The 24,341-nt window shown below is 52.4% G+C and carries 29 protein-coding genes; 13 read left to right on the top strand and 16 right to left on the bottom strand.

Annotation, left to right across the window (positions count from 1 at the left end):
• Positions 1-275 precede the first annotated feature (275 nt).
• The 4 genes from ghrA (at position 276) to ADJ24_RS14735 (ending at position 3,191) form a co-directional block, all read left to right on the top strand.
• Complete coding sequence (gene ghrA, locus ADJ24_RS14750; protein ID WP_023311101.1) at positions 276-1,214, top strand: glyoxylate/hydroxypyruvate reductase GhrA; 939 nt, start codon at positions 276-278, stop codon at positions 1,212-1,214.
• 84 nt (positions 1,215-1,298) lie between these two features.
• Positions 1,299-2,036 (top strand): phosphatase, encoded by a 738-nt coding sequence (locus ADJ24_RS14745; protein ID WP_023311102.1) that lies wholly within the window; start codon positions 1,299-1,301, stop codon positions 2,034-2,036.
• Positions 2,037-2,057: 21 nt separating this feature from the next.
• The gene (locus tag ADJ24_RS14740; RefSeq protein WP_023311103.1) at positions 2,058-2,612 is read left to right on the top strand and encodes a TorD/DmsD family molecular chaperone; all 555 of its coding nucleotides are present in this window, start codon (positions 2,058-2,060) and stop codon (positions 2,610-2,612) included.
• Positions 2,613-2,708: 96 nt separating this feature from the next.
• Positions 2,709-3,191, top strand: a complete 483-nt coding sequence (locus ADJ24_RS14735) for a DUF1097 domain-containing protein (RefSeq protein WP_074177189.1) — start codon at positions 2,709-2,711, stop codon at positions 3,189-3,191.
• A 44-nt stretch (positions 3,192-3,235) separates the two neighbouring features.
• Here ADJ24_RS14735 and csgG read toward each other — a convergent pair whose 3' ends face one another.
• From csgG to csgD, 4 genes are read right to left on the bottom strand one after another with little or no spacing between them, the layout of a single operon-like run.
• Positions 3,236-4,069 carry a curli production assembly/transport protein CsgG gene (csgG, locus tag ADJ24_RS14730; protein ID WP_024908984.1) on the bottom strand — a complete coding sequence of 278 codons (834 nt, stop codon included), beginning with the start codon at positions 4,067-4,069 and terminating at the stop codon, positions 3,236-3,238.
• A 26-nt stretch (positions 4,070-4,095) separates the two neighbouring features.
• Entirely contained in the window at positions 4,096-4,509 is a 414-nt protein-coding gene (gene csgF / locus ADJ24_RS14725) for a curli production assembly/transport protein CsgF (protein ID WP_023311106.1), read from the bottom strand.
• Positions 4,510-4,532: 23 nt separating this feature from the next.
• Entirely contained in the window at positions 4,533-4,922 is a 390-nt protein-coding gene (gene csgE, locus ADJ24_RS14720; RefSeq protein WP_023311107.1) for a curli production assembly/transport protein CsgE, read from the bottom strand.
• Between the two features lie 4 nt (positions 4,923-4,926).
• Positions 4,927-5,577 (bottom strand): biofilm master transcriptional regulator CsgD, encoded by a 651-nt coding sequence (csgD, locus tag ADJ24_RS14715; RefSeq protein ID WP_021240790.1) that lies wholly within the window; start codon positions 5,575-5,577, stop codon positions 4,927-4,929.
• A gap of 764 nt (positions 5,578-6,341) precedes the next feature.
• Here csgD and csgB point away from each other — a divergent pair.
• The 5 genes from csgB to ymdB all read left to right on the top strand — a co-directional run bounded on the left by csgB (position 6,342) and on the right by ymdB (position 8,819).
• Positions 6,342-6,797 carry a curli minor subunit CsgB gene (gene csgB, locus ADJ24_RS14710; RefSeq protein WP_023311109.1) on the top strand — a complete coding sequence of 152 codons (456 nt, stop codon included), beginning with the start codon at positions 6,342-6,344 and terminating at the stop codon, positions 6,795-6,797.
• A 41-nt stretch (positions 6,798-6,838) separates the two neighbouring features.
• Positions 6,839-7,291: a curli major subunit CsgA gene (csgA, locus tag ADJ24_RS23610; protein ID WP_023311110.1), complete on the top strand. Its 453-nt coding sequence runs from the start codon at positions 6,839-6,841 to the stop codon at positions 7,289-7,291.
• Positions 7,292-7,352: 61 nt separating this feature from the next.
• Entirely contained in the window at positions 7,353-7,685 is a 333-nt protein-coding gene (gene csgC, locus ADJ24_RS14700; protein WP_023311111.1) for a curli assembly chaperone CsgC, read from the top strand.
• 164 nt (positions 7,686-7,849) lie between these two features.
• Entirely contained in the window at positions 7,850-8,170 is a 321-nt protein-coding gene (locus tag ADJ24_RS14695; RefSeq protein WP_023311112.1) for a hypothetical protein, read from the top strand.
• A 106-nt stretch (positions 8,171-8,276) separates the two neighbouring features.
• On the top strand, positions 8,277-8,819 hold the full coding sequence (gene ymdB / locus ADJ24_RS14690; protein ID WP_023311113.1) for an O-acetyl-ADP-ribose deacetylase: 543 nt from the start codon (positions 8,277-8,279) through the stop codon (positions 8,817-8,819).
• Between the two features lie 33 nt (positions 8,820-8,852).
• Here the strand turns inward: ymdB and mdoC are convergent, their stop codons facing one another.
• Positions 8,853-9,992: a glucans biosynthesis protein MdoC gene (gene mdoC, locus ADJ24_RS14685; RefSeq protein WP_023311114.1), complete on the bottom strand. Its 1,140-nt coding sequence runs from the start codon at positions 9,990-9,992 to the stop codon at positions 8,853-8,855.
• A gap of 254 nt (positions 9,993-10,246) precedes the next feature.
• On the opposite strand from mdoC, the gene mdoG reads away from it, so the two are divergent.
• The 3 genes from mdoG to ADJ24_RS14670 all read left to right on the top strand — a co-directional run bounded on the left by mdoG (position 10,247) and on the right by ADJ24_RS14670 (position 14,634).
• Positions 10,247-11,800 carry a glucans biosynthesis protein MdoG gene (gene mdoG / locus ADJ24_RS14680; protein ID WP_021240787.1) on the top strand — a complete coding sequence of 518 codons (1,554 nt, stop codon included), beginning with the start codon at positions 10,247-10,249 and terminating at the stop codon, positions 11,798-11,800.
• Positions 11,793-14,321, top strand: a complete 2,529-nt coding sequence (gene mdoH / locus ADJ24_RS14675) for a glucans biosynthesis glucosyltransferase MdoH (RefSeq protein WP_048702717.1) — start codon at positions 11,793-11,795, stop codon at positions 14,319-14,321. The genes mdoG and mdoH overlap by 8 nt, the downstream gene beginning before the upstream one ends.
• Before the next feature lie 85 nt (positions 14,322-14,406).
• Positions 14,407-14,634 (top strand): YceK/YidQ family lipoprotein, encoded by a 228-nt coding sequence (locus tag ADJ24_RS14670; RefSeq protein WP_023311117.1) that lies wholly within the window; start codon positions 14,407-14,409, stop codon positions 14,632-14,634.
• Between the two features lie 6 nt (positions 14,635-14,640).
• Here ADJ24_RS14670 and ADJ24_RS14665 read toward each other — a convergent pair whose 3' ends face one another.
• The 3 genes from ADJ24_RS14665 to ADJ24_RS14655 all read right to left on the bottom strand — a co-directional run bounded on the left by ADJ24_RS14665 (position 14,641) and on the right by ADJ24_RS14655 (position 17,397).
• Positions 14,641-15,015: a MysB family protein gene (locus ADJ24_RS14665; protein WP_023311118.1), complete on the bottom strand. Its 375-nt coding sequence runs from the start codon at positions 15,013-15,015 to the stop codon at positions 14,641-14,643.
• 97 nt (positions 15,016-15,112) lie between these two features.
• The gene (gene mdtG, locus ADJ24_RS14660; RefSeq protein WP_023311119.1) at positions 15,113-16,330 is read right to left on the bottom strand and encodes a multidrug efflux MFS transporter MdtG; all 1,218 of its coding nucleotides are present in this window, start codon (positions 16,328-16,330) and stop codon (positions 15,113-15,115) included.
• 140 nt (positions 16,331-16,470) lie between these two features.
• Positions 16,471-17,397, bottom strand: a complete 927-nt coding sequence (locus ADJ24_RS14655) for a Kdo(2)-lipid IV(A) acyltransferase (RefSeq protein ID WP_023311120.1) — start codon at positions 17,395-17,397, stop codon at positions 16,471-16,473.
• A 221-nt stretch (positions 17,398-17,618) separates the two neighbouring features.
• Between ADJ24_RS14655 and ADJ24_RS14650 the strand changes: the two genes are divergently transcribed.
• Positions 17,619-18,668: a rhodanese-related sulfurtransferase gene (locus tag ADJ24_RS14650; RefSeq protein ID WP_023311121.1), complete on the top strand. Its 1,050-nt coding sequence runs from the start codon at positions 17,619-17,621 to the stop codon at positions 18,666-18,668.
• A gap of 41 nt (positions 18,669-18,709) precedes the next feature.
• On the opposite strand, the gene ADJ24_RS14645 is transcribed toward ADJ24_RS14650, so the two are convergent.
• From ADJ24_RS14645 to ADJ24_RS14615, 8 genes are all read right to left on the bottom strand, one after another.
• The gene (locus tag ADJ24_RS14645) at positions 18,710-19,288 is read right to left on the bottom strand and encodes a YceI family protein (RefSeq protein ID WP_023311122.1); all 579 of its coding nucleotides are present in this window, start codon (positions 19,286-19,288) and stop codon (positions 18,710-18,712) included.
• Between the two features lies 1 nt (position 19,289).
• Positions 19,290-19,856 (bottom strand): cytochrome b, encoded by a 567-nt coding sequence (locus ADJ24_RS14640; protein WP_023311123.1) that lies wholly within the window; start codon positions 19,854-19,856, stop codon positions 19,290-19,292.
• A gap of 207 nt (positions 19,857-20,063) precedes the next feature.
• The gene (locus tag ADJ24_RS23600) at positions 20,064-20,177 is read right to left on the bottom strand and encodes a YceO family protein (RefSeq protein WP_032639612.1); all 114 of its coding nucleotides are present in this window, start codon (positions 20,175-20,177) and stop codon (positions 20,064-20,066) included.
• A gap of 60 nt (positions 20,178-20,237) precedes the next feature.
• Positions 20,238-21,356 carry an N-methyl-L-tryptophan oxidase gene (gene solA / locus ADJ24_RS14635; RefSeq protein ID WP_047742220.1) on the bottom strand — a complete coding sequence of 373 codons (1,119 nt, stop codon included), beginning with the start codon at positions 21,354-21,356 and terminating at the stop codon, positions 20,238-20,240.
• A 116-nt stretch (positions 21,357-21,472) separates the two neighbouring features.
• Positions 21,473-21,727 carry a biofilm formation regulator BssS gene (bssS, locus tag ADJ24_RS14630; protein WP_008500827.1) on the bottom strand — a complete coding sequence of 85 codons (255 nt, stop codon included), beginning with the start codon at positions 21,725-21,727 and terminating at the stop codon, positions 21,473-21,475.
• A 275-nt stretch (positions 21,728-22,002) separates the two neighbouring features.
• Positions 22,003-22,248: a DNA damage-inducible protein I gene (dinI, locus tag ADJ24_RS14625; RefSeq protein WP_008500826.1), complete on the bottom strand. Its 246-nt coding sequence runs from the start codon at positions 22,246-22,248 to the stop codon at positions 22,003-22,005.
• 74 nt (positions 22,249-22,322) lie between these two features.
• Complete coding sequence (pyrC, locus tag ADJ24_RS14620; RefSeq protein WP_023311125.1) at positions 22,323-23,369, bottom strand: dihydroorotase; 1,047 nt, start codon at positions 23,367-23,369, stop codon at positions 22,323-22,325.
• 126 nt (positions 23,370-23,495) lie between these two features.
• Complete coding sequence (locus tag ADJ24_RS14615) at positions 23,496-24,056, bottom strand: lipoprotein (RefSeq protein ID WP_023311126.1); 561 nt, start codon at positions 24,054-24,056, stop codon at positions 23,496-23,498.
• Positions 24,057-24,341: the final 285 nt, after the last annotated feature.

The raw sequence follows: 24,341 nt of genomic DNA, 5'->3' as shown, positions 1-24,341 counted from the left end.
ACACTTTCCAGGCGTGCTCCTTCAGCCACTCGGACACCTCACCATATTGTCATCCCGTTGTTGCCGGGACGGGCGCTAATGTAAGGAAAAGCCGAACTGCCGTCAACTCACTTTTTCAGTAATTTAGCGCGTTTAGACAAACTTCAAGCAACCTGACTCCTAAATGTGCACAAAGCGCCTCTTTTATCAGCAACGCGGTTTCCTGATAAATTTGTTATGCTGGCAATCCACTTGAAAACGAAAACAAAACAGCGCAATAAAAGGCAGGAATAACCATGGATATTCTCTTCTATCACCCTACATTTGATACCGCTTACTGGATTGATGCACTTTCGGCGGCGCTGCCCGGCGCACGCGTTCGCGAGTGGAAGCGTGGCGATAATGAACATGCTGATTATGCGCTGGTCTGGCACCCGCCGGTTGAGATGCTACAGGGGCGCAAACTGAAGGCGGTTTTCGCGCTGGGGGCGGGCGTTGATTCGATCCTCAGTAAACTGAAAGCGCACCCAGAAATGCTGCCTGAAAATATTCCGTTGTTCCGTCTCGAAGATACGGGAATGGGCCAGCAGATGCAGGAGTATGCCGTGAGCCAGGTGCTGCACTGGTTCCGCCGCTTCGACGATTATCAGGCCTTTAAACAGCAATCCCACTGGGAGCCGCTGCCGGATTATCGACATGAAGATTTTACCGTTGGGATCCTCGGCGCGGGTGTGCTCGGCTCAAAAGTGGCAGAAGCACTCGCTCCGTGGGGCTTCCCGCTACGTTGCTGGAGCCGCAGCCGTAAGGACTATCCGGGCGTTGAGAGTTTTGCCGGAACGGATGAGCTTCCGGCCTTTCTGAAAGGCACGCGTGTGCTTATTAACCTGCTGCCGAATACCGCCGAAACGGTGGGCATTATCAATAGTACTCTCCTGAACCAGTTAGCCGAGCAGAGCTATTTAATGAACCTCGCGCGCGGGGTCCATGTCGTGGAAGGCGATCTGCTGAAGGCGCTGGAAAGCGGAAAGCTCAAAGGCGCTATGCTGGATGTCTATAGCCGTGAGCCGCTGCCCGCGGAAAGCCCGCTGTGGTCGCATCCACGCGTCGCGATGACCCCGCACGTGGCTGCCGTGACGCGTCCGGCAGAAGCGGTGGCGTATATATCCCATACCATCAGCGAAATGGAAAAGGGTAACGCGGTCACCGGACAGGTCGACAGACAGCGCGGCTACTGAGAGAAACCCGGCGTTCGCCGGGTTTTTGCTAATATTCGCCGCTGATAACTGCTATCCTTTGGAAAAACCGCAGAGGAGAGAGAGATGTATCCCGTTGACCTGCATATGCACACCGTCGCCAGCACCCACGCGTATAGCAACCTCCATGATTATATCGCCCAGGCGAAGCTTAAAGGCATCAAGCTGTTCGCGATTACCGATCATGGCCCGGACATGGCGGATGCGCCGCACTACTGGCATTTTGTGAATATGCGGATCTGGCCACGCCTGGTGGACGGTATTGGGATACTGCGCGGTATTGAGGCGAACATCAAAAATACCGACGGTGAGATCGACTGCACCGGCCCGATGCTGACGTCTCTTGACCTTATCCTCGCCGGTTTCCATGAGCCGGTTTTCCCTCCCCAGGATAAAGACACCAACACCGCGGCGATGATTGCCACCATTGCCAGCGGCAATGTGCACATTATCAGCCATCCCGGTAACCCGAAGTATCCGATTGATATTCAGGCTGTCGCGCAGGCGGCAGCGAAGCACCGCGTGGCGCTGGAGATTAATAACTCCTCCTTTATTCACTCGCGTAAGGGCAGCGAAGCCAACTGTCGCGACGTGGCGGCCGCCGTGCGTGACGCGGGTGGCATGGTGGCGCTGGGATCAGACTCTCATACCGCGTTTACGCTGGGTGATTTCAGCGAGTGCCTGAAAGTGCTGAATGATGTTAACTTCCCGGAAGCGCAAATCCTGAACGTGACCCCACGCCGCATGCTCGATTTCCTCGAGTCGCGCGGAATGGAGCCGATTGCCGAATTTGCCGATCTTTAATTGTGTAATGGAATCATAAAAATGAACGAGTTTTCCATCCTTTGCCGCGTGCTGGGTACGCTCTATTATCGCCAGCCGCAAGACCCGCTGTTGGTTCCGCTCTTTACGTTAATTCGTGAAGGCAAACTGGCGCAGAACTGGCCGCTGGAACAGGATGATTTACTGGAACGTCTGCAAAAAAGCTGCGACATGCAGCAGATCGCGACGGACTACAATGCGCTGTTCGTCGGCGATGAGTGCCGCGTTTCGCCATACCGTTCAGCCTGGCAGGAAGGGGCAACGGAAGCGGAAGTCCGCGCGTTCCTCTCCACGCGCGGTATGCCGCTGAGCGATACGCCGGCCGATCATATCGGTACGCTGCTGCTGGCGGCGTCCTGGATCGAAGACAACGCTGGTGATGATGAGAACGACGCCATTGAAACCCTGTTCGAAACGTACCTGCTGCCGTGGGTCGGGACATTCCTGGGTAAAGTCGAAGCGCATGCCACCTCGCCATTCTGGAGAACGCTGGCCCCGCTGACCCGCGACGCTATCGCGGCAATGTGGGATGAGCTGGAAGAAGAAAACGAAGAGTGATTCAGGTCACATAAATTCTGCAACTCAACATTCCTACTTGCACGTAATGTGCTGTTGATCTCATTTCTATGGTGCGCTTCTGCTAAGATGCGCGCCATGAACATATTACTTTGTATCGCAATAACGACAGGTATTCTCTCCGGACTCTGGGGATGGGTTGCCGTGTCTCTCGGATTGCTCAGCTGGGCCGGGTTCCTCGGCTGTACCGCCTATTTCGCCTGTCCGCAGGCGGGCGTCAAAGGGCTCTTTATATCTGGCTGCACGCTGATGAGCGGTGTTATCTGGGCGCTGGTGATCGTGAAGGGCAGCGCGCTGGCACCGCATCTGGAAATCCTGGGATACGTCATGACGGGTGTCGTCGCCTTTTTAATGTGCATCCAGGCCAGGCATCTGCTGCTTTCATTTGTGCCGGGAACCTTTATGGGGGCATGTGCGACCTTTGCAGGGCAGGGGGACTGGAAGCTGGTGGTTCCCTCCCTGGCGCTGGGATTGCTGTTTGGCTATGCCATGAAAAACAGCGGTCTATGGCTGGCGTCGCGGCGGGAAAAAGCGCAAAACATCACGGCGGTGAGCGAATAAAAAAAAGGCGAGATAATCATCTCGCCTTTTTTATGCGCTTCCTGTCAGGATTCCGGAGGGACTGACATATCGCGGTATTTCACCAGAATCGGGTTCTGCACGTCTGCTTTGTTTTGCAGATCCCACAGCCCGCGGTCTATACCGTCGTTAATTAAGTAGATCACGCCGGTTTCAATGGCTGACATCAGACACATCATGACCGGTTCGTTAGAGGTGTAGCCGATTTCACCTTCCAGCAAACGCTGGTAATCGATGAAGCGGAATACCCCAGCCTGAACTTCATAAGACAGAATGGTTTTGCTGGTGTTCACTGAAGAGAGCACTTCGCCTGTACTGACGTTAACCACACGCAGGTTAACGGCGATTTGGTCGAGCTGATACTGGGTATCCGCACCGATACCGAAGTAACGTGCTCCCGCACCACCTGATTTAACGTTACTTTCGTAGCCAATAATCGATCCTTCAATCATCACGTTCGCTGCTGCCAGAGATTCCAGAGGCGTTCGGTTATTGGCCGCGACGGTACCATTTTCCTGTGCGGCGCGAATGATTTTCCGTTCATTCAACAGGTTCTGAAGACCCTGACGTTCCAGCGGAATAAACCAGTGCGAATCCTTGAGCGCGGTAACCAGCATCGCGGTGGCGCTTTGCGGCACGGCCGTGGAGAAGTTACTTGCCGGGTAAGGTTTAAATTGCCCGGTTTCATCCTGAATGTTGTATACGGAGACAAATATTTTCCCCGTTGGAGCTGGTAAATGCGTTAAATCACGATAACTCTGGGCCCGAGGCATTAATGTAGGTTTTGCAGCTTCTTTAGGTGGAGCAGTTAAACAACCGCTCAATAAGCACACTGCAACAAATATCAGGAAGCGCTGCATGATCGTTGTCCTTATTTAGCTATTGTTTAAAAGTCAGTTGAATTACTTTGTAGACCGGAAACCTGAATGGTGGAGATTCTTCCGGTTTTACGATCGGTTACGTTCAACTGAAGCTGTCCGTCCGTGTTGGCGATATCAACGATAAAGTCGTTGGTCACCATCCGGCCGGGTTTACCGGTATTAATGTTGGTCAATAACCCGCCTAAAATTTGCGACTGGATAGCCTGAGTGAAGTTGTCCAGTGCGGACGGGGTATCAATGCTAAAATCCTTTAAGCTCGGATCCTTATAGGAGTTTTGCGCCTGGGCTTCGTTCAGCAGGAACGCGCCGTTATTAGGGTTACCGCCAAAGTTAGGGTTACGGAACTGAAACGTCATGTTTCCGGCCCAGCTGATGGGTGTTATCAGCATTATCGAAACAACTGCATATGCAATACGCATGACAGCCTCCGCATATCGGTTCGCTAGAACTCGTCTTTTGCTAAATCGCTGGTGCTTAATAGGGCTTTATCTATTTGCAGGCGATTAATAGCGTCTTCTGATTGTTCCAGTGCTAAGACGACGTTTTTATCGAAGTCTATTTTGGTCGGGAATAAAAACGTTTGATAAATAACGTTCTGATTAGCCGTTATTGTTATCCAACTTCCCCATCGTGCACTGGGCCGCTCGTTGATTGTTATATTACCCGTGTAGGTACTGTCCCATTTGTCACTGAAGGCACGGTAAAAAGTGTGCCCGACCGATGAGACAGTGTGGTCTGTTAACAATCCGGGAACTTCGACCTCGACGGCCCTCAGATTCCCGGCAGCGAGCAGGAAACTCGCTGCGGCGATCCAACTCAACGTGCGCTTCATGTGATTAACGCCTGAGGTTATCGTTTGCCCACGAAACAGCCTGAGTTCGGTTTTTCACAGCTATCTTCTTGAAAAGATTATAAAGGTGCGTCTTTACCGTATTTTCGCTGATAAATAACGAACGGGCGATTTCAATATTTGAAGCACCAATGCGTAACTTGTTCAGGATCTCTTTCTCACGGTGCGTGAGCAGGGCTGACTCTGAGCTGTTATAGCGATAATTTCCGGAGTGCGTGATGAGATAGCTGGCAAGCTTTTGCGAAAAATAACACTCTCCGCGCAATATACCTTGCAGCCCCTCTACTACCCGGTCTTCTTCTTCCGTGACGTAGAACACGCCATTGATATGCGGCCAGCTTTCAATATCTCTGAAAGGATATTCATCAGGCGTATTCAACAATAGCACGCGGATATTATTGTTTTTCCTGCTTAAAATATCTTGCCAGTAATGGATAAGCTTTTTATCAGCTTCCATCATATCGAAAAGAATGATGCTGCCAGGTGCAATATCATCAAAAGAACGTTGAATATTATGCAATTTCCCGTTCAGTGATAATGATTGCTTTAAATGTTGTAATAAAGCTGTCGCTTGCAAAGAAGGTTTTGTGATCAACAGTAATGTATGACCATGTAAACTATGGACTTCATTATACATGATGAAACCCCACTTTTTTTTGGCACCTGGCAGCTGTCCTCCTGTTTAAAAGAGGACACCAGAAGTACTGACAGATGTTGCACTGCTGTGTGTAGAATCAGACCATAACCTCCACAGGGAGGTAAATATAAAACCAATTTCGTACATCTAATTTCAATCTAGCTTTTACGAAGTTTAAAGCAAGTGTTAAACATGTAACAGGATGTAAAAATCAATATTAATTTGTGAAATTCGGTTGTTTGGAATGGCAATAATTGATGAGAAAGTTGTACACATAAATAGAGGTGCACAGATTTTAAAAATCATACAAATATTTTTAATGGCTTGATTTTTAAAATTATTTTTTATTTTTGTCAAGCGATAATTAAGTATGAGTTTCAGATAATTTCTAAGCCCACGAATGAGTGACTGTCTGGCTTAAGAAAAGAGGCTTCGTGTCACGCGTTGAGAAAAATGTTCTCCTGTCGTTACGTTTAAACAACCCGGGAGGAAGCGTGGACAGCTTTCGTGTCGTTGTACAACCCTTCCGCAATACACCTTTAATAAAAAATATAAGCTGGCCTGATTAAAGTGATTTTTGAGGTAAATTACAACTTTGTGGTGAGCCGATAAATAAAAATAAGCCGCGTGGGTGAGATATTTAAAATGTTTCAGCGGACATACTCTTCACCGTAACGACGCGTTAACACAATACGAGTCGTTTTAACAAGTAACATTGTTAAAGGGTTATGGCACGATTAAATAGCCAGGTCCAGGGTGACAACATGAAAAACGCATCGTTAATTATGATGTTTACATTACTGGGTGCGCCTGGATTTGTAACCGCAGCGAATTCAGATTTGGCAAATTCTGAATATAACTTTGCGGTTAACGAATTAAGTCTTTCATCACTAAATCAGGCAGCCATTATTGGTCAACGGGGTGTTTTCAATAACGCTGAGGTTAGCCAGGAAGGTTCAAGACTCTTATCCATTGTATCCCAGGATGGGGTAGGTAACAGAGCGAGAGTTGATCAATCAGGGGGTTACAATATTGCCTGGATCGATCAGAGCGGTAACGCGAATGATGCAGGTATTACGCAAGATGGATACGGTAATAGCGCGAAAATTATCCAGAAAGGGTCGGGTAATAGAGCAAATATTACGCAGTACGGTACGCAGAAAACCGCAGTTGTAGTGCAGAAACAGTCGCAAATGGCGATTAACGTTATTCAACATTAGCGCGTTGGCGACGACTTTAATCAATCCGATGGGGGTTTACCATGAAATTTCTCAAAGTGGCAGCGCTTGCAGCAATCGTAGTTTCTGGTAGTGCTATGGCGGGTTCTATTAATCAGGGCGGCTGGGGTCATGGACATGGTCATGGCGGATACAGTGGCCCAAATTCCACCCTGAATATTTATCAGGACGGTGGCGGTAACTCAGCGGTAGCTCTGCAGACAGACGCCAGAAATTCTGTCCTGAATATTAGCCAGAAAGGTGGCGGTAACGGCGCTGACGTTGGTCAGGGTTCTGATGATAGTAAAATCAACCTGTCCCAGAAAGGTTTTGGCAACAGTGCGACACTTGATCAGTGGAACAGTAAAAAATCCGTTATGAACGTTAGCCAGTCCGGCGGCTTTAACGGTGCACTCGTAGACCAGACTGCTTCCAACTCGACTGTCAACGTGACCCAGATCGGTTTTGGTAACCACGCGACAGCTCATCAGTACTGATATTGAAATCTGTGCTACAAAAAAACAGGGCTGATGCCCTGTTTTTTTTCGGGAGTTCATCATGAATACCTTAATTCTCCTTGCCGCGCTTTCCAGCCAGATCACCTTCAAAACGTCACAGCAGGAAAATATGACCACCATTATTCCTCAGGTCACTCTGGCGCAGTCGTGTGATTGTCAGGTTCAGATTGTTTCTTTACGAGAAGGGCAGGGGGGGCAAAGTTCTTCCCGGCAGCAAAACACACTTTTTATACCCGCTAATCAGACGATTGATTTAATGCGCCTGAGTTTAAATATTAGCGCGGGAGACACGGTGAAAATCGTTGTCACCGTTTCAGACGGTAAATCGCTACATTTATCACAACAGTGGTCGCCAACGGAACGCTCGCTATAAACATTCATGAAATCAATATGTTGAGAATATGGCGGGTCTGTACCGTTGAGCTATGCTGATATCACGGACCTGGTCGTTATGTTCCGTAACGTGAAACTTCGTTTGCCCTAATAAATGAAGCGCGTTTACCCCTCATGGACGATTTTCTTTGAGGAGTACCTATAATGAACAACTATTTTGCTCGACTCGTGGCAGGTCTGGGTCTGGTCGTTTCTGCTTTGAGTATCCCGGCTTATTCGGCCACGGTTGTTGACGGTGGCGTCATTCATTTCCGCGGTGCTATTGTTGCAGACCCCTGTGAAGTCGCCCCCCAGAAGCAACAGATTGCAATGTCATGTCCAAATAATAACCGTATGCAAACGCGTATGGTCAGCTATACAGAGGCGCTTAACGGGAAAGTGAGCGACTCAAACCTGGCAACGCTCAATATGAAATACCTTAATCCTGAAAAAACGCTCGCGGTTGTCGAAATCCAGTATCGCTAGTGTGCGTTCTCGCGCCCTGCGGTGAAAGAGGATTTTTTCTGATAGTTTTTTCTCCCGGTCTCCTCTGCGATACACTTAAGAAAATGGCGGGTTGCAGAGGGGCTTTATGAAACCGCAAATTGAAATTATTCATGGCGATATTACGACAGTGCACGTCGACGTTATCGTCAATGCGGCCAATCCATCCCTGATGGGAGGGGGCGGCGTGGACGGGGCTATCCATCGGGCTGCCGGACCGCAGCTGCTGGAAGCCTGTAAAACCGTGCGGCAACAGCAGGGCGAATGTCCTCCCGGTCACGCGGTGATTACGCTGGCGGGCAATCTGCCTGCGAGAGCGGTAATTCACGCCGTAGGGCCTGTCTGGCATGGCGGGGATCAGCACGAAGCGAGTATTCTGGAAGAGGCTTACCGGAACTGTCTGCGACTGGCTGCCGACAACGGTTATAAAACGATGGCGTTTCCGGCCATCAGCACAGGCGTGTATGGTTACCCTAAGGCCGCTGCCGCAACGATTGCCGTAGAAACGGTTTACCGCTATTTGTCGTTAAAACCGCTGCCAGAGAAGGTGATTTTTGTCTGTTTCGACGACGACACCACGCATCTTTATCAGCGGCTTCTGACTCAGCGCAGACAAGAACTGGAGAGCTGATGCAAACGCGGCGCATCGGATACGCCGCGTGATTTATGAGGCTTTTGCCTGTGGTTTTCCTGAAAAGAGGAAGCGCAGGAGCGGGATCCGCAGATGGATTTCGTAGAGTACGATTGCTACCCCTACAACAAACACCAGCCCGGTAAAAAACCCCAGCGTGTTGGAAGCGATGTGCGGTGTGATGTAAGCCCCGAAGAAAAGCGTCAACGGATGATGCACCAGATAGATAAACAGTGACGCATTAACGAAGTAGGTCACGCGACTGGACTTAAAGTTCAGCAAGCGGTGGCCCAGCGCGAATACCACGTTCACCATCCACAGCCCAAGCAGCATAGTGATCACGCTTTCCGTTTCATACATCCAGGCATCGCCGCTGCCGTAGCGCTGATTCAGCAGATAGGCCGCGAACGCGAGGCTTGCCCCCAGCGCGCACCACGGTGACGGGGTGACAAACAGCGATTTAAGCTTCGGATGAATAAAGGCCAGCGCGCCGATTAAAAAGAACGGAATGTAGAACAGGGACTGCATCACCACAAAATTAAATAACCCGTCGCTCAAAATCGGCGGGTAGACGATAAGCAGCGTTCGGCGCACGGCGGCATAGGCAATCCCCAACAGCAAGAAGAGCACTGACAATTTGCCCATCGTAACGTTGGCGAAGAAGGTGTCGGCTTTTGTACTCAGACGGTGGCGCAGGCGGCTGAAAATCAACAGGCTCACCGTTGTGAGCACCACCAGGACCAGCAGGAACCACAGGTGAGACACCAGCTCCCAGACCAGCGTATTGTACTTTTCATACAGCGACAGATTTGGCCAGTTCTCCGCTTTGCCTTTGACGTATTGCAACATAATGAACTGAGGCAGCGTCAGCAGTGGAATTGCGGTCAGCATGGGGATCCCCACGCGCTCTACGCGCACTTTCCACCAGCGCTTGAGCGGGTATCGAAGAAACAGCATGTAAGAAAAATAGCCGGATATGACGAAGAACACCTGCATACGGAAGGCGTGAATAAAGTCATTAAACAGCGTCAGCCACCAGGAGGGCATCTGGCTATTCACATGCCAGGTGTGGCTGGAGTAAATCAGTGAAATGTGAAAGGGGATCCCCAATAGCATCAGCCAGGCCCTGATCGAGTCGAGGAAATATTCACGTTCTGTTGGTGTTGTGCTCATATAACGTTGTGCATTCTCAGACTTTTCGTCTTATCCCTAAGACTCATAATGGTTACATTCGAAGCCAACCCTACACCAAGACCGACACCCTGTCTCCAGGATAAGCACGCAAAGTGAATAGCGGGTTCTTTCATTTGCTTAATCCATGAGCCAGCAGCTGAACAAAGCAGTGATAATGTTGTCGGATTGCCTGAGTTTCCATTAAAATGGATCGGATCGATATAAGCACACAAAGGGGGAAGTGCTTACTTATTATGAAACATAAACCACAGATGATGAAAATGCGTTGGTTGGGTGCTGCAGTGGTGTTATCACTGTATACCTCATCGGCACTGGCCTTTAACATCGACGATGTCGCAAAACAGGCAAAATCGATGGCAGGCAAGAGCTACGAAGCGCCGAAAAGTAACTTGCCCTCCGTTTTCCGCGACATGAAGTATGCGGACTATCAGCAGATCCAGTTCAATCACGACAAAGCGTACTGGAGCAATATTAAAACCCCGTTCAAGCTTGAATTTTATCATCAGGGTATGTACTTCGACACGCCTGTTGCCATCAATGAAGTGACGGCAACCGCGGTACGTAAGATCAAGTACAGCCCGGATTACTTCAATTTTGGCAATGTGCAACACGACAAAGATACGGTGAAAGACCTGGGCTTCGCAGGCTTTAAGGTGCTTTACCCAATCAACAGCAAAGATAAAAACGACGAAATCGTCAGCATGCTTGGAGCCAGCTATTTCCGCGTCATTGGCGCGGGGCAGGTGTACGGGCTTTCTGCGCGCGGTCTGGCTATTGATACCGCGCTGCCATCAGGTGAAGAGTTCCCACGTTTCCGTGAGTTCTGGATTGAACGTCCAAAACCAACGGATAAGCGTCTGACCATTTATGCACTCCTGGATTCCCCGCGTGCAACCGGTGCCTATCGCTTTGTGATTATGCCGGGTCGTGACACGGTAGTTGACGTGCAGTCCAAGGTTTACCTGCGTGATAAAGTGGGCAAGCTGGGCGTTGCGCCGTTGACCAGTATGTTCCTGTTCGGGCCGAACCAGCCGTCACCGGCAACCAACTTCCGCCCGGAACTGCATGACTCCAACGGTCTGTCTATTCATGCCGGTAACGGTGAGTGGATCTGGCGTCCGCTGAATAACCCGAAACATCTGGCGGTTAGCAGCTTCGCAATGGAAAACCCGCAAGGTTTTGGCCTGCTGCAGCGTGGTCGTCAGTTCTCCCGCTTTGAAGATTTGGACGATCGCTATGACCAGCGTCCAAGCGCCTGGGTCACGCCAAACGGTGACTGGGGTAAAGGTAAGGTCGAGCTGGTAGAAATTCCAACCAACGACGAAACCAACGATAACATCGTCGCTTACTGGACGCCGGATCAGCTGCCGGAAGCCGGTAAAGAGATGAACTTCAAGTACACCATTACCTTCAGCCGCGACGAAGATAAGCTGCATGCGCCGGATAACGCGTATGTAATGCAGACTCGCCGCTCAACGGGTGATGTGAAGCAGTCTAATCTTATCCGTCAGCCTGACGGTACCGTGGCGTTTGTCGTGGACTTCACAGGCCAGGATATGAAGAAACTGTCACCGGACACCGCCGTTGCCGCTCAGGCCAGCATCGGTGATAACGGTGAAATCGTTGAGAATACCGTGCGTTACAATCCGGTAACCAAAGGCTGGCGTCTGACCCTGCGCGTGAAAGTGAAAGATCCGAAACAGACCACAGAAATGCGTGCTGCGCTGGTCAGTAACGATCAGCCGCTGAGTGAAACCTGGAGCTATCAGCTACCTGCCAATGAATAATACATCTGAATATATTGATGCCATGCCGCTGACGGATATCGAAAAAGCGGCACTGCCAAAGAGCGACATCCGCGCGGTTCACACCGCGCTGGATGGTGAACATCATACGTTTTCCCGTGATGATGATACGCCGCTCGGGTCAGTCAAGGCGCGTCTGGAGCAGGCCTGGCCGGACTCGCTGGCGGAAGGGCAGTTGATTAAAGACGATGAAGGACGCGATCAGCTTCAGGCGATGCCGAAGGCTACGCGTTCCTCTATGTTCCCCGATCCATGGCGCACCAACCCGGTGGGTCGCTTCTGGGATCGCCTGCGCGGGCGTGATGTGACGCCGCGCTATCTGTCGCGCCTGACGAAAGAAGAGCAGGCGTCCGAACAGAAATGGCGTACCGTCGGGACAATCCGTCGCTATATCCTGCTGCTTCTGACGCTTGCGCAGACGGTCGTCGCAACCTGGTACATGAAAACTATCCTGCCTTACCAGGGCTGGGCGTTTATCAATCCGACGGACATGATGGGCCAGGATCTCTGGGTCTCCTTCATGCAGCTGCTGCCGTATATCCTGCAGAGCGGCATTCTCCTGCTGTTCGCGGTCCTCTTCTGCTGGGTCTCGGCCGGTTTCTGGACCGCGCTGATGGGCTTCCTGCAGCTGCTCATGGGGCGTGACAAATACAGCATTTCAGCGTCAACGGTCGGGGATGAACCCCTCAATCCCGAGCACCGTACCGCGCTGATTATGCCTATCTGTAACGAAGACGTTGACCGCGTATTTGCGGGCCTGCGTGCGACCTGGGAGTCCGTGAAGGCGACCGGCAACGCGGAGCATTTCGACGTTTACATCCTGAGCGACAGCTACAACCCGGATATCTGCGTTGCGGAACAAAAAGCGTGGATGGAGCTGATTGCAGAAGTGCAGGGCGAAGGCCAGATCTTCTACCGCCGCCGTCGTCGTCGCGTGAAGCGTAAAAGCGGTAACATCGATGACTTCTGCCGTCGCTGGGGTAACCAGTACAGCTACATGGTGGTGCTGGATGCTGACTCCGTCATGAGCGGAGACTGCCTGAGCGGTCTGGTGCGCCTGATGGAAGCCAACCCTAACGCGGGTATCATTCAGTCTTCGCCAAAAGCGTCCGGTATGGACACGCTGTATGCGCGCTGCCAGCAGTTCGCCACCCGTGTTTACGGGCCGCTGTTTACGGCGGGTCTGCACTTCTGGCAGCTGGGTGAATCGCACTACTGGGGCCACAACGCCATTATCCGCGTGAAGCCGTTCATTGAGCACTGTGCGCTGGCGCCGCTGCCGGGTGAGGGTTCGTTTGCCGGTTCTATTCTGTCGCACGACTTCGTAGAAGCGGCGCTGATGCGTCGTGCTGGCTGGGGCGTCTGGATTGCCTACGACCTGCCGGGATCGTACGAAGAGCTGCCGCCGAACCTTCTGGACGAGCTCAAGCGTGACCGCCGCTGGTGTCATGGTAACCTGATGAACTTCCGTCTGTTCCTGGTAAAAGGGATGCACCCGGTTCACCGAGCGGTATTCCTGACCGGCGTGATGTCCTATCTCTCTGCACCGCTGTGGTTTATGTTCCTGGCGCTATCGACTGCCTTACAGGTGGTTCATGCCCTGACGGAGCCGCAATACTTCCTGCAACCGCGGCAGCTGTTCCCGGTGTGGCCGCAGTGGCGTCCGGAGCTGGCGATTGCGCTGTTTGCCTCCACCATGGTGCTGCTGTTCCTGCCTAAGCTGCTCAGTATCATCCTTATCTGGTGCAAAGGCTCGAAAGAGTACGGCGGTTTCTTCCGCGTAACCCTTTCACTGCTGCTGGAAGTGCTGTTCTCCGTCCTGCTGGCGCCGGTACGTATGCTGTTCCACACCGTGTTTGTGGTCAGTGCGTTCCTGGGCTGGGAAGTGGTCTGGAACTCACCGCAGCGTGATGATGACTCCACTCCGTGGGGTGAAGCCTTTATGCGCCATGGTTCTCAGCTGCTGCTGGGTCTGGTGTGGGCGGCCGGGATGGCCTGGCTGGATCTGCGCTTCCTGTTCTGGCTGGCGCCGATTGTCTTCTCGCTGATCCTGTCGCCGTTTGTGTCCGTGATTTCCAGCCGTTCAACGGTGGGGCTGCGAACCAAACGCTGGAAACTGTTCCTGATCCCGGAAGAGTATTCCCCGCCGCAGGTGCTGGTGGATACCGATCGTTACCTGGAACAGAACCGCAGTCGCTCGCTGGATAACGGCTTCATGCACGCCGTGTTTAACCCGTCATTCAACGCCCTGGCAACGGCAATGGCGACCGCGCGTCACCGCGCCAGCCAGGTGCTTGAGATTGCCCGCGATCGTCACGTTGAGCAGGCGCTTAACGAGACCCCGGAAAAACTCAACCGCGACCGTCGTCTGGTGCTGTTGAGCGACCCGGTGACAATGGCGCGTCTTCACTACCGCGTGTGGTCCGCTCCGGAGAAATACTCTTCGTGGGTGAATTACTATAAGGACGTGAAGCTGAACCCGCTCGCGCTGAAGGCGAAGTAAGTTGTTAAGAAGGGACGGGTAAGCGAATCGCCACCCGCCAGATAAAATACCGGCTTAATCGCCGGTATTTTTTTAGAGGTTAAAGATGAGAATAATCATCGTCGTTTTGGTGGCATGCCTGCTCAGCGGCTGCGGCAGTATCATCAGTCGCACCATTCCAGGGCAAGGCCACGGAAATCAGTATTACCCGGGCGTGAAATGGGATCTTCGTGATTCCGCATGGCGCTACCTGACCGTGCTCGATCTGCCGTTCTCGCTGATTTTCGACACGCTGTTGCTGCCGATCGACGCCAGCCACGGCCCTTACGAATAGCGTAAATTAACGCTCGTCCCACTCATCGGCTGCGGTTTGACCTTCTTCCGTATCCAGCGGCGGCTCGAGCTGAAACTCACCCTCATCCCACTCGTGCAGGGTGTTCTCTTCCAGCCATTCCTGCCGAAGTTCGATTTCGTCATAGTCGCCATCAAAGACGGCCTGCGCACCTTCACCACTTAATATCGGCAAACATTCCCCTTCTTCACCTTCATCGGCAAAGAATTCTGCCTGCCACATAATATCTCCATCCTGCAGAACGTATTTTTGGATATTAAGCTGTTGCACGTCAGCATCTTCTTCTTCAACGCCGGGGTTGTCGGCGAGGAACTCTTCACGAGCGGCATCAATAGCTTCTTCCAGCGTGGCGTACATGGTCATTGGTGTCTCCCTGTTTTCCAGAAGGTTTCAGGGAAAGAATAGCTGAATATAAGATTCTGCAAGTATGAATGCGAAAATAAGCTGTCAGGCGTTCGTCTTATTCCGTCACGGGCCGCAGCGCGCGGGATAAACTGAACCATGAATAAATGGCATTGAACAACACGACGCCCGCCGTCACGATAAAGACGGCGCGAAAACCGAAGCTGGCGGAGATCCCGGCTCCGAGCAGCGGTCCGGTGACGTTACCGATATCGCGGAATGACTGGTTATAGCTGAAAATACGCCCGGCAATCTGGTTCGTGGAGTTGTAAACCAGCAGGGTCTGTACGGCGGGAAGCAACGCGCCGTCGGCGGCTCCCAGCAAAAAGCGAAGTAAGCCCAGCTGCCACGGAGCCTGCACCATCGACATCGGGATAAGCAGCAGGACGGAGATCACCAGCGCGGAGATCAGGATTTTCTCCGGACCCACCCGGTCTCCCAGTTTTCCGAGCCTCGGGGCGCTCAGCAGCGCCGCCACGCCGGGTACGGAGGCAATCAGCCCGCTGATGAACGCAATATTGCTGACGTTACCCGCCAGGTCGCGAACGTACAGCGTCAGAATAGGGGCAATCGACCCGGTAGCCACCTGGATAATCATTGTCGTCACGAACAGGCTCAGCACCAGTCTGGGATTTTTGAGCGAGGTCAGCACCTCTCTGGCGTGAAGCATCTCTTTTTTGGCGACAGGCGTGAAGTTCTCCCGGATACAGAGCAGGGTGACGATAAAGCACAGGAACAACACGCTGGCGGTGATAAAGAAGACCGGGCGCAGGCCGTAGTTATCCGCCAGTAATCCCCCGGCCAGCGGTCCCAGCAGGGCACCGCTCACGCCACCGGTTGAGAGCGTGCCCAGCGCCCAGCCGCTTTTATGGCGGGGAATTTGCGTGGCAATCAGGGCATTCGCGTTGGGAATAAATCCACCCAACAGGCCCAGCAGCGCGCGCAGGATCAGAAACTGCCAGACGTTCTGCGCCACGCCCATCAGCGCCATGATAATGGCCATCCCCAGCGCCGAACGCAGCAGCATGATTTTACGCCCCTTGCGATCGGCAAGGCCGCCCCAGAAGGGCGAGGCCAACGCGGAAAAGAGAAACGTGATGCTGAATACCAGACCGGACCACATATTGAGCGCGCTGTGGCCCGTCACGCCTAGCTGTTCGACGTAGAGCGGCAGGAAGGGCATAACCAGGCTAAAGGCCGCGCCGGTAAGAAAACAGCCAAGCCACGCAACCGCGAGGTTACGCTTCCAGTTTATGGGGGCATCTGAGGGTGACATAACTATCCGCATAATGAGGTGCAGAGCACCTGAAGCATAAAGTAATAAGCCTGCTAATTATGCGCCGGGGTTATGATTGCTGCAATGACGAGGAGCTTTTAAAGCTAAAACGGCATGCGGCCCTGAGGACCGCATGAGGATTAATAGCGGGACGGCGTGCCTTGTGGCCGCGTTTTAAAGCGGCGGTGCAGCCACATGTACTGCTCGGGCGCCAGCATGATGCACTTCTCCACAACGCTGTTCATCCAGCGTGCGGTGGTTTCCGCATCGTCGAGCGGCGGCGCAAGCTCCGGCTCCAGCATCATCAGCTCGTAGCCTGAACCATCCGGCTTACGGCGAGGGACGAAAGGCACGATGGCAGCTTTAGACATCCGCGCCAGCATCCAGGTACCGGTCGTTGTGGCGGCCTCTTCAACGGCGAAGAAGGGAACAAATACGCTGGCCTGTGGGCCATAGTCGTGGTCGGGGGCATACCAGACCACTTCGCCGGATTTCAGCGCGCGGATCATCCCCTTCAGATCCTTACGGTCGATCATGCTTTTGTTGGAGCGCATGCGGCCGTTGGTCTGGATTAAATCGATGACCGGGTTATCGTTAGGACGATAAACGCCAATGCCCGGCGCCTGCATGCCGAACATGCGCGCCCCGATTTCCAGCGTCAGGAAATGGACGCCGATCAGCAAAACGCCCGTCTGGTTGGCCTGAAGCGTATGCACAGGCTCCATGCCGGTTCCCGTCACCTCGCTCCAGCGGGCCATGCGTTTGTCCGGCCAGAACCACGCCATGCCGGTCTCCATAAGCCCCATCCCGACGGATTCGAAATTCTTCGCGACCATATCGTGACGCTCTGGCTCGCTCATCTGCGGAAAACAGAGCTCAAGATTGCGGTACGCAATTCTGGCGCGACGCTTCATAAACAGCTGTGCGAAACGGCCCAGAAATTTACCCAACCGAAAAATAACAGGGTAGGGAAGCTGTACCAGAAGCCATAAAAAGCCGATGCCAAGCCAGGTCAACCAATAGCGGGGATGCAAAAGGGCGGCAGTAAATTTTGGTAACTGGGTCATGTCTTTCCTGTGTTCAAACGTCCTGTTTTGCTAGTGTCTCATTTTTTGAGACATAGCCAAAATATCTGCTTTCGAAGCGTGCACGAATACAGCAATTGTTAAGCCTGATTAATCAGGGTGTGTGAAATGTAGCGTAAATTGTGTGGATGTAAATTGGTTTTGTTTGCTATATGATGCCGACCGATTTTTAATTCTCTCTAACGATTCCAGGACTGTACACCATGCCAGTGTTACACAACCGCGTGTCGAATGAGATGTTGAAAGCGCGTATGTTGGCTGAAACCGAACCGCGCACAACCATCTCTTTCTATAAATACTTCACGATCGACGATCCGCAGGCGACCCGCGATGCGCTTTATCAGGCGTTCACGGCCCTGAATGTCTTCGGCCGCGTCTACCTTGCCCGTGAAGGCATTAACGCGCAAATTAGCGTACCGGAAAGCAAAGTCAGCGCCTTCCGCGACGAGCTTTACCAGTTCGATCCTGCCCTCGACGGCTTGCGCCTGAACATTGCTCTGGACGATGACGGGAAATCCTTCTGGGTGCTGCGCATGAAGGTGCGTGAGCGCATCGTGGCGGACGGTATCGACGATCCCGAGTTTAACCCGGCGGATGTCGGTGAATATCTGAAGGCCGCGGAAGTGAATGCGATGCTGGACGATCCGGATGCCGTGTTCATTGATATGCGTAACCACTATGAGTACGAAGTGGGGCATTTCGAGAACGCGATGGAAATCCCGGCCGACACCTTCCGCGAGCAGCTGCCCAAAGCGGTTGAGATGATGCAGGAACATAAAGATAAAAAGATCGTTATGTACTGCACCGGCGGTATCCGCTGTGAGAAAGCCAGCGCGTGGATGAAGCACAACGGCTTTAATAAGGTCTGGCATATTGAAGGCGGCATTATCGAGTACGCCCGCCGCGCCCGCGAGCAGGGTTTACCGGTGCGCTTTATCGGGAAAAACTTTGTCTTTGACGAGCGTATGGGTGAGCGTATCTCGGAAGACGTTATTGCTCAGTGCCACCAGTGCGGCGCACCGTGCGATACCCACACCAACTGCAAAAACGACGGGTGTCATCTGCTGTTCATTCAGTGCCCGGCCTGTGCCGAGAAGTTTAACGGCTGCTGTAGCGAACTGTGCAGCGAAGAGAGCATCCTGCCGGAAGAAGAGCAGCGTCGCCGTCGCGCAGGACGTGAAAACGGCAACAAGATTTTCAATAAATCACGCGGCCGTCTGAATACCAAACTGGGTATCCCTGACCCGGAATGATAATAACGCCCGGCACGGCGAAAGCCTGCCGGGCGAATCTATTATGATTTCTGCTGTACACCTTCAACGGAAATAATCAGCTCAACGTCCTGAGACGCCGGACCTAAATCCGTTGTGATATTAAAATCTTTCAGGTGAATTTTACCCGCCGCTTCAAAACCTGCGCGTTTACCGCCCCACGGATCGTCACCCTGACCCAGTAATTTAGCATCAAGCATGACCGGTTTGGTTACGCCATTAAGCGTCAGGTTGCCGGTAATATTCAGTTTATCACCGTCTTTCTTCACCTCAGTAGAAGTGAAGGTCGCCTGCGGGAATTTCGCGACGTTGAGGAACTCCCCACTGCGCAGGTGTTTATCGCGCTCTGCGTGGTTCGTGTCGACGCTGTTCGTATTAATCGTCACATTGACTTTATCGGCCGCGGGATTTTTCTCGTCAAAAGTGAACGTGCCGTCAAAATCCTTAAAGGTGCCGTACAGCCAGCTGTAGCCCAGGTGCTGAATACGGAAATTGACGAAAGCGTGCTGGCCCTCTTTATCAATCTTATAATCCGCCGCCACGGCGGAACCGGCGGTGAATAACAGAGAACCCAGGGCGATACCCAGCAGGTGTTTTTTCATTTTATGCTCCAGAGTCAACTGACGAGCGGCCAAGCATGCGCTTTAGCGTATCGTCTTTATCAATAAAATGGTGTTTGAGGGCGGCAAACCCGTGCAGCACGGAGAGGATCACCACGCTCCACGCAAGCCAGAGGTGAACGACCCCGGCGGTGTCAGCCTGAGCACCTGCATCGCTGAGCGTTGCCGGAACGTCAAAAAGGCCAAAGACGCTAATCGGCTTACCGTCCGCCGTCGAGATAAGGTAGCCGCTAATCAGAATGGCGAAGAGCAGCGCATAGAGCGCGATATGCGCGGCAACGGCACTGACGCGGGTAAATTTGCTGTGAGTTTTTGGCGCGGCGGGCGGCGGGGAAATATGTCGCCAGATTACGCGAAAAACCAGCCCCATCATCAGGAGAACGCCAATGCTTTTATGCAACTCCGGTGCCTGGTGATACCAGCCGTCATAATAGCTGAGCGTGACCATCCAGAGTCCAAGTCCAAACATACCGTAGACGGCAATAGCAAATATCCAGTGCAAACCTATGGATATTATTCCGTAGCGCCGGGAGGAGTTACGCAATTGCATCAGAATGTCCATTTTCAAATTAACCGGAAAGTAAAAATGAACGGGAAGGCGGGATATTGCAACTGAAATAATTGTCTATTAATTTTTATTTTATGTATTTCAGCGCTTTTGAACAGGATCGATAAAGGTAATTCAATGTCTTCGTGCAAGTAAAATTGTGAGCTTCAATAAAGCTAAATTAACGTCAATTATTGTCAGTCAGGGTTTTCAATAAAATACAATGTAAACAAAATCAATAATGGCCAGCAGCGCCCACAATAAGATGTAGAGCATGAAATGCTCGCGAATATTATTCATCAGAAAGTTAACGATCCTGCGCATAACGCCCCGTAATGCAGTGTGAATGAAACGGGCCCCGAAACCTCCGGAGCCCGTGGCGGATTATCCGTTAAAACGCGAGAGGGAGAAGGGCGTCAGATCAAACTGCGGTGCAATACCCTGGGCGAACTGCGCGGCGATCTCGCCCAGCACGGAAGCAAACTTAAAGCCGTGGCCGCTCAGCCCGGTAATCAGCAGGACGTTGTCATGCCCGGGCAGCGTATCAATGATAAAGTCTTCATCCGGGGTGTTGTCGTAGGTACAGGCCGCGCCATACAGCAAGCCGCCGACGCCCGGAAGAATAGTACGCAGGAACGTGAAGGCTTCTGAACCATCCTGCGGAAAGGCGCCGAAAGGCTTACGCTCTTCAGGGGTGGAGATAGCCTGGCCACCGTTGTGTTTACCGATTTTCAGCGCGTCTTTCTCGGAAGGGAAACCGTAGAACTGATCGCCATTCGGCAATTCGCCGGTAAATGCCGGGAATTTATTCTGCGCGCTGTAGCGCCCATCCGACTGGAACCAGGAGAAGACCTTGCGCACCGGCTGGATTGGCAGTTCCGGCAGCAGGCGAGTGACCCAGGTTCCTGCGCTGACGAGCAGGCGGGACGCTGAATAGTCGCCGTCAATAGTCGTTACCGTGACGCCATCAGCGTCATGCGTGATGGCCTCCACTGGACAATTAAACAGCTGCGCACAGCCGGCCTTCGCGGCAAGATCGATCCAAGTTTTGATCGCCGTTTCACAATGCAGCACGCCGGAGTGGGCTTCAAAGAGGCCGATGTAATCGTCCGGGACGGTAATTTCAGGCCAGCGCGCGGTAATGCCCGTCGCGTCCAGCTTCTCAACGTCCAGATTAAAGGCTTTCGCGCTGCGCTCGACGCCTGCGAGAAATTCAGACTGGGCCGGGCCCAGGTTGATAACGCCGGTACGTTCGAAAATGCGATCTTCGGTCTGTTTCGCCAGTTCATCCCACAGCGTCTGGGCGCGAAGCACCAGCGGGACATAGCGCTCGCCTTCGCCATACGCATGGCGGATGAGGCGGGTATCGCCATGATGGCTACCCTCCGAATGAGGAGGGAGGTGGGCATCGATCATCAGGACCTTCAGACCTGCCTGTGTTGCGTAATAACCGGCAGCGGAACCCACGGAGCCGCTACCAATAATGATTAAGTCGTATCTCATATGCATCTCGTAACCTGATGTTTTGTTAGCAGAGTAATTAACAACGCGGGGTTAGACAAGGGAGAAATAAATAAGGCACCGCGAGGGTGCCTGTAGAGAGAAAAGTGGGCATAAGCTTAGTGCCGTTTATACTCATTTTCCTGATAGTCGCCAGATTCTATTTTTGCAATACCTGCCTCTAAAATAGAAATAAACTGACGGGCGACGTCTGTTGTTAGCCACAGCGTCTGTCCAACTTCCGCTTCTTCACGGTTGAGTTGATTCGGGGTCTGGTAGTGCAAACGCAGCATCAGCGCATCGTAGCTATCTACGGTACTGATATCCCAGCCAACCAGTGGATGGGTCTGGATCACTTCACTATTCTTTTCCATTATAACCCCCTTAATGCGTGTTAGAAGACAACGGCTTTGAGGTTCAATGCATGTTTTTCTGAAAGCATCTTCAGTATACCAAGTAATAAGGGTTCCAACGGGAAAAATAAACAGGTGGCAACACATTTTTCTGCTTTTTAGGATTGTTCGAACAATAAAACACCATCTCGTTCACGATTTTTAAAGAAGATGCCGAATTAATTTGAACTTGCAGGATTTTTAGACAAAAAAAAAGCCGGGGCGACCCGGCAAAAAAACACAATGAGGGAGCAGTGTTAATCTGTGATAAACCAGTCGTCTGCGCTTTCCCACGTCTCCTGCAGGATTTCGCTGATGCGATCTTTATCTTCTTTCGCAGCACCAATGACGGAGAGGTTGTTCGCCGCGGCGTAACGCACCGTTACGGCACCCGCGTTGTCGGGAAAGGTGTTGTTAATACGGCGGGATAATTCGCCTGCCAGTGCATCAAGCGCGCCGGCAGGTAGAACAGTTGTTTTGGCTATGGTGACTTCAATACGCATAAATGCCCCCTGTGTAATATACTGTTTATTTATACAGGTATATTGTCGGTTTGACAACAAGGGGCATTGATTTTTTAACGTTTTACCGTCCAGTTAACGGTTTCGCCCGCCAGGAATGGGATCAGCGTGTCATCCGTCAGCGCAATGGACTCCTCAACGTGGCTCGCTTTACGCTCCAGTTCGATGAAGGTGTCGTTGACCGGCAGGCCGTAGAAGCGCGGGCCGTTAAGGGAGCAGAACGCTTCAAAATGTTCGAGCGCGTTCATCTCTTCAAAGACGGTCGCGTAGCTGGCCAGTGCCGTTGGGGCGTTGAAGCAGCCTGCACAGCCGCAGCTCGCCTCTTTGCGGTGGCGGGCGTGAGGTGCGGAATCGGTGCCGAGGAACGCGCGGGAGAACCCGCTGGCAACCAGCTCGCGCAGCGCCTGCTGGTGGATGTTGCGCTTGAGAATAGGCAGACAGTACAGGTGAGGACGTACCCCGCCCACCAGCATGTGGTTACGGTTAAACATCAGGTGCTGTGGCGTAATGGTGGCGGCGATAAGATCGTTGCCGTCGCGCACATACTCTGCCGCGTCTTTGGTGGTGATATGCTCAAAGACCACTTTAAGCGCGGGCAGGCGCTGGCGCAGAGGCTCCATCACGGTCTCGATAAAGCGGGCTTCACGGTCGAAGATGTCAATCTCGGCATGCGTGACTTCACCATGGACCAGCAGCGGCATGCCCAGTTTCTGCATACGTTCCAGAACCGGCATGATGGCATCAATGCTGGTGACGCCGTGGCTGGAGTTGGTGGTGGCATTTGCCGGGTAGAGTTTCGCCGCCGTAAATACGCCTTCGTTAAACCCGCGCTCCACTTCGTTCGGATCCAGCGAGTCGGTAAGATAGCAGGTCATCAGCGGGGTAAAATCGTGTCCCGCAGGAACGGCATCCAGGATGCGCTGGCGATAGGCAATCGCGGCATCGACGGTGGTGACTGGTGGAACCAGGTTAGGCATGACAATCGCGCGGCCATAAATTTCGCTGGTATAAGGCACGACGGTTTTCAGCATATCGCCATCACGCAGATGGATATGCCAGTCGTCAGGGCGGCGGATTTTAAGAACCTGGGGTTGTGCAGTCATGGAAGCTCCGGCTTGTCAGGAATCAGTCATAAGGATGGCTGTTTTTGCCGGACACAAATCATAAGCGGAAACGTTTTCGTTTGCACACTTTTCCGTAAAAAAAAGGGCGCCGCAGCGCCCTTCAGGTTAATCGGTGAAAGGAATGATAATTTCTCCCGGTTTCACCTCTATACCTTTTGCATATTTTTTCGCCAGAGCTTCACCCTTGCTTTTGTCTTCGCTTAAGACGTACGCGGGCTGCTGGTTAAAGTAATTTCGCAGCGACTGGTTGAGATAGGGCATCAGGGTTTGCAGAACCGGCGCCATTTTATCCGGAGACACCTGCGCATCGACGACTTCCATCTCCTGCAGGAAAATTGCCCCTTTCTCTTTGTTGAAAACGGGCAGGGCCTTCAGCTTGAGCTTGATGTTGGCCTTCTGATTGCCAAAGAGGGATGACATATCGAGATCCGCATCACCGGCAAGGGTGACTTTGTTTGGCTCTTCACGTCCGATCTGGCTGGTCAGGTTTGTGAGAACGATATGCGCGTCCGCCAGCCCCGGCACGCCAATATCTTTAGAGAAATTGTTATGTTTTTCCAGCGCCTGATTAATTTCCTGTTCACTGACGGTATATTGTGTGAGCTGGTTACAGCCAACCAGCAGGCCGCTGACAACTAATGCCGCGGCAAAGACAATTTTCTTCATAGTGTTCCTCAACGAAAAATCGGCGCTTCTGTCCTGTTACGCCAGTATGTCAGTGTGAATTGGCAGAAACCAGCAGAAAAAACTGAGAAGTGGGGCGGGAGGGGGCCCGTTGGAGCGGATGAATCCCACTCGATTTGTTACCAGAAGCATTAACACAGCCTTCAGATTAGTATAAAGATTACAGCGATGCCCTGGTTCGGCTGTAAATCGCCGAGGCGTTTCCGAAAGGCCGGGTCGAGGCGCAGGGATGCGCCGAGAGGGCGTGGCCTGCAGGGATGCAGGCTC

Source organism: Enterobacter sp. 940_PEND (genome assembly GCF_001059415.1).
Lineage (GTDB): Bacteria > Pseudomonadota > Gammaproteobacteria > Enterobacterales > Enterobacteriaceae > Enterobacter > Enterobacter cloacae_M.
Note: the sequence above shows the minus strand (reverse complement) of the source record. Positions and strands in the feature narration are given on the sequence as shown.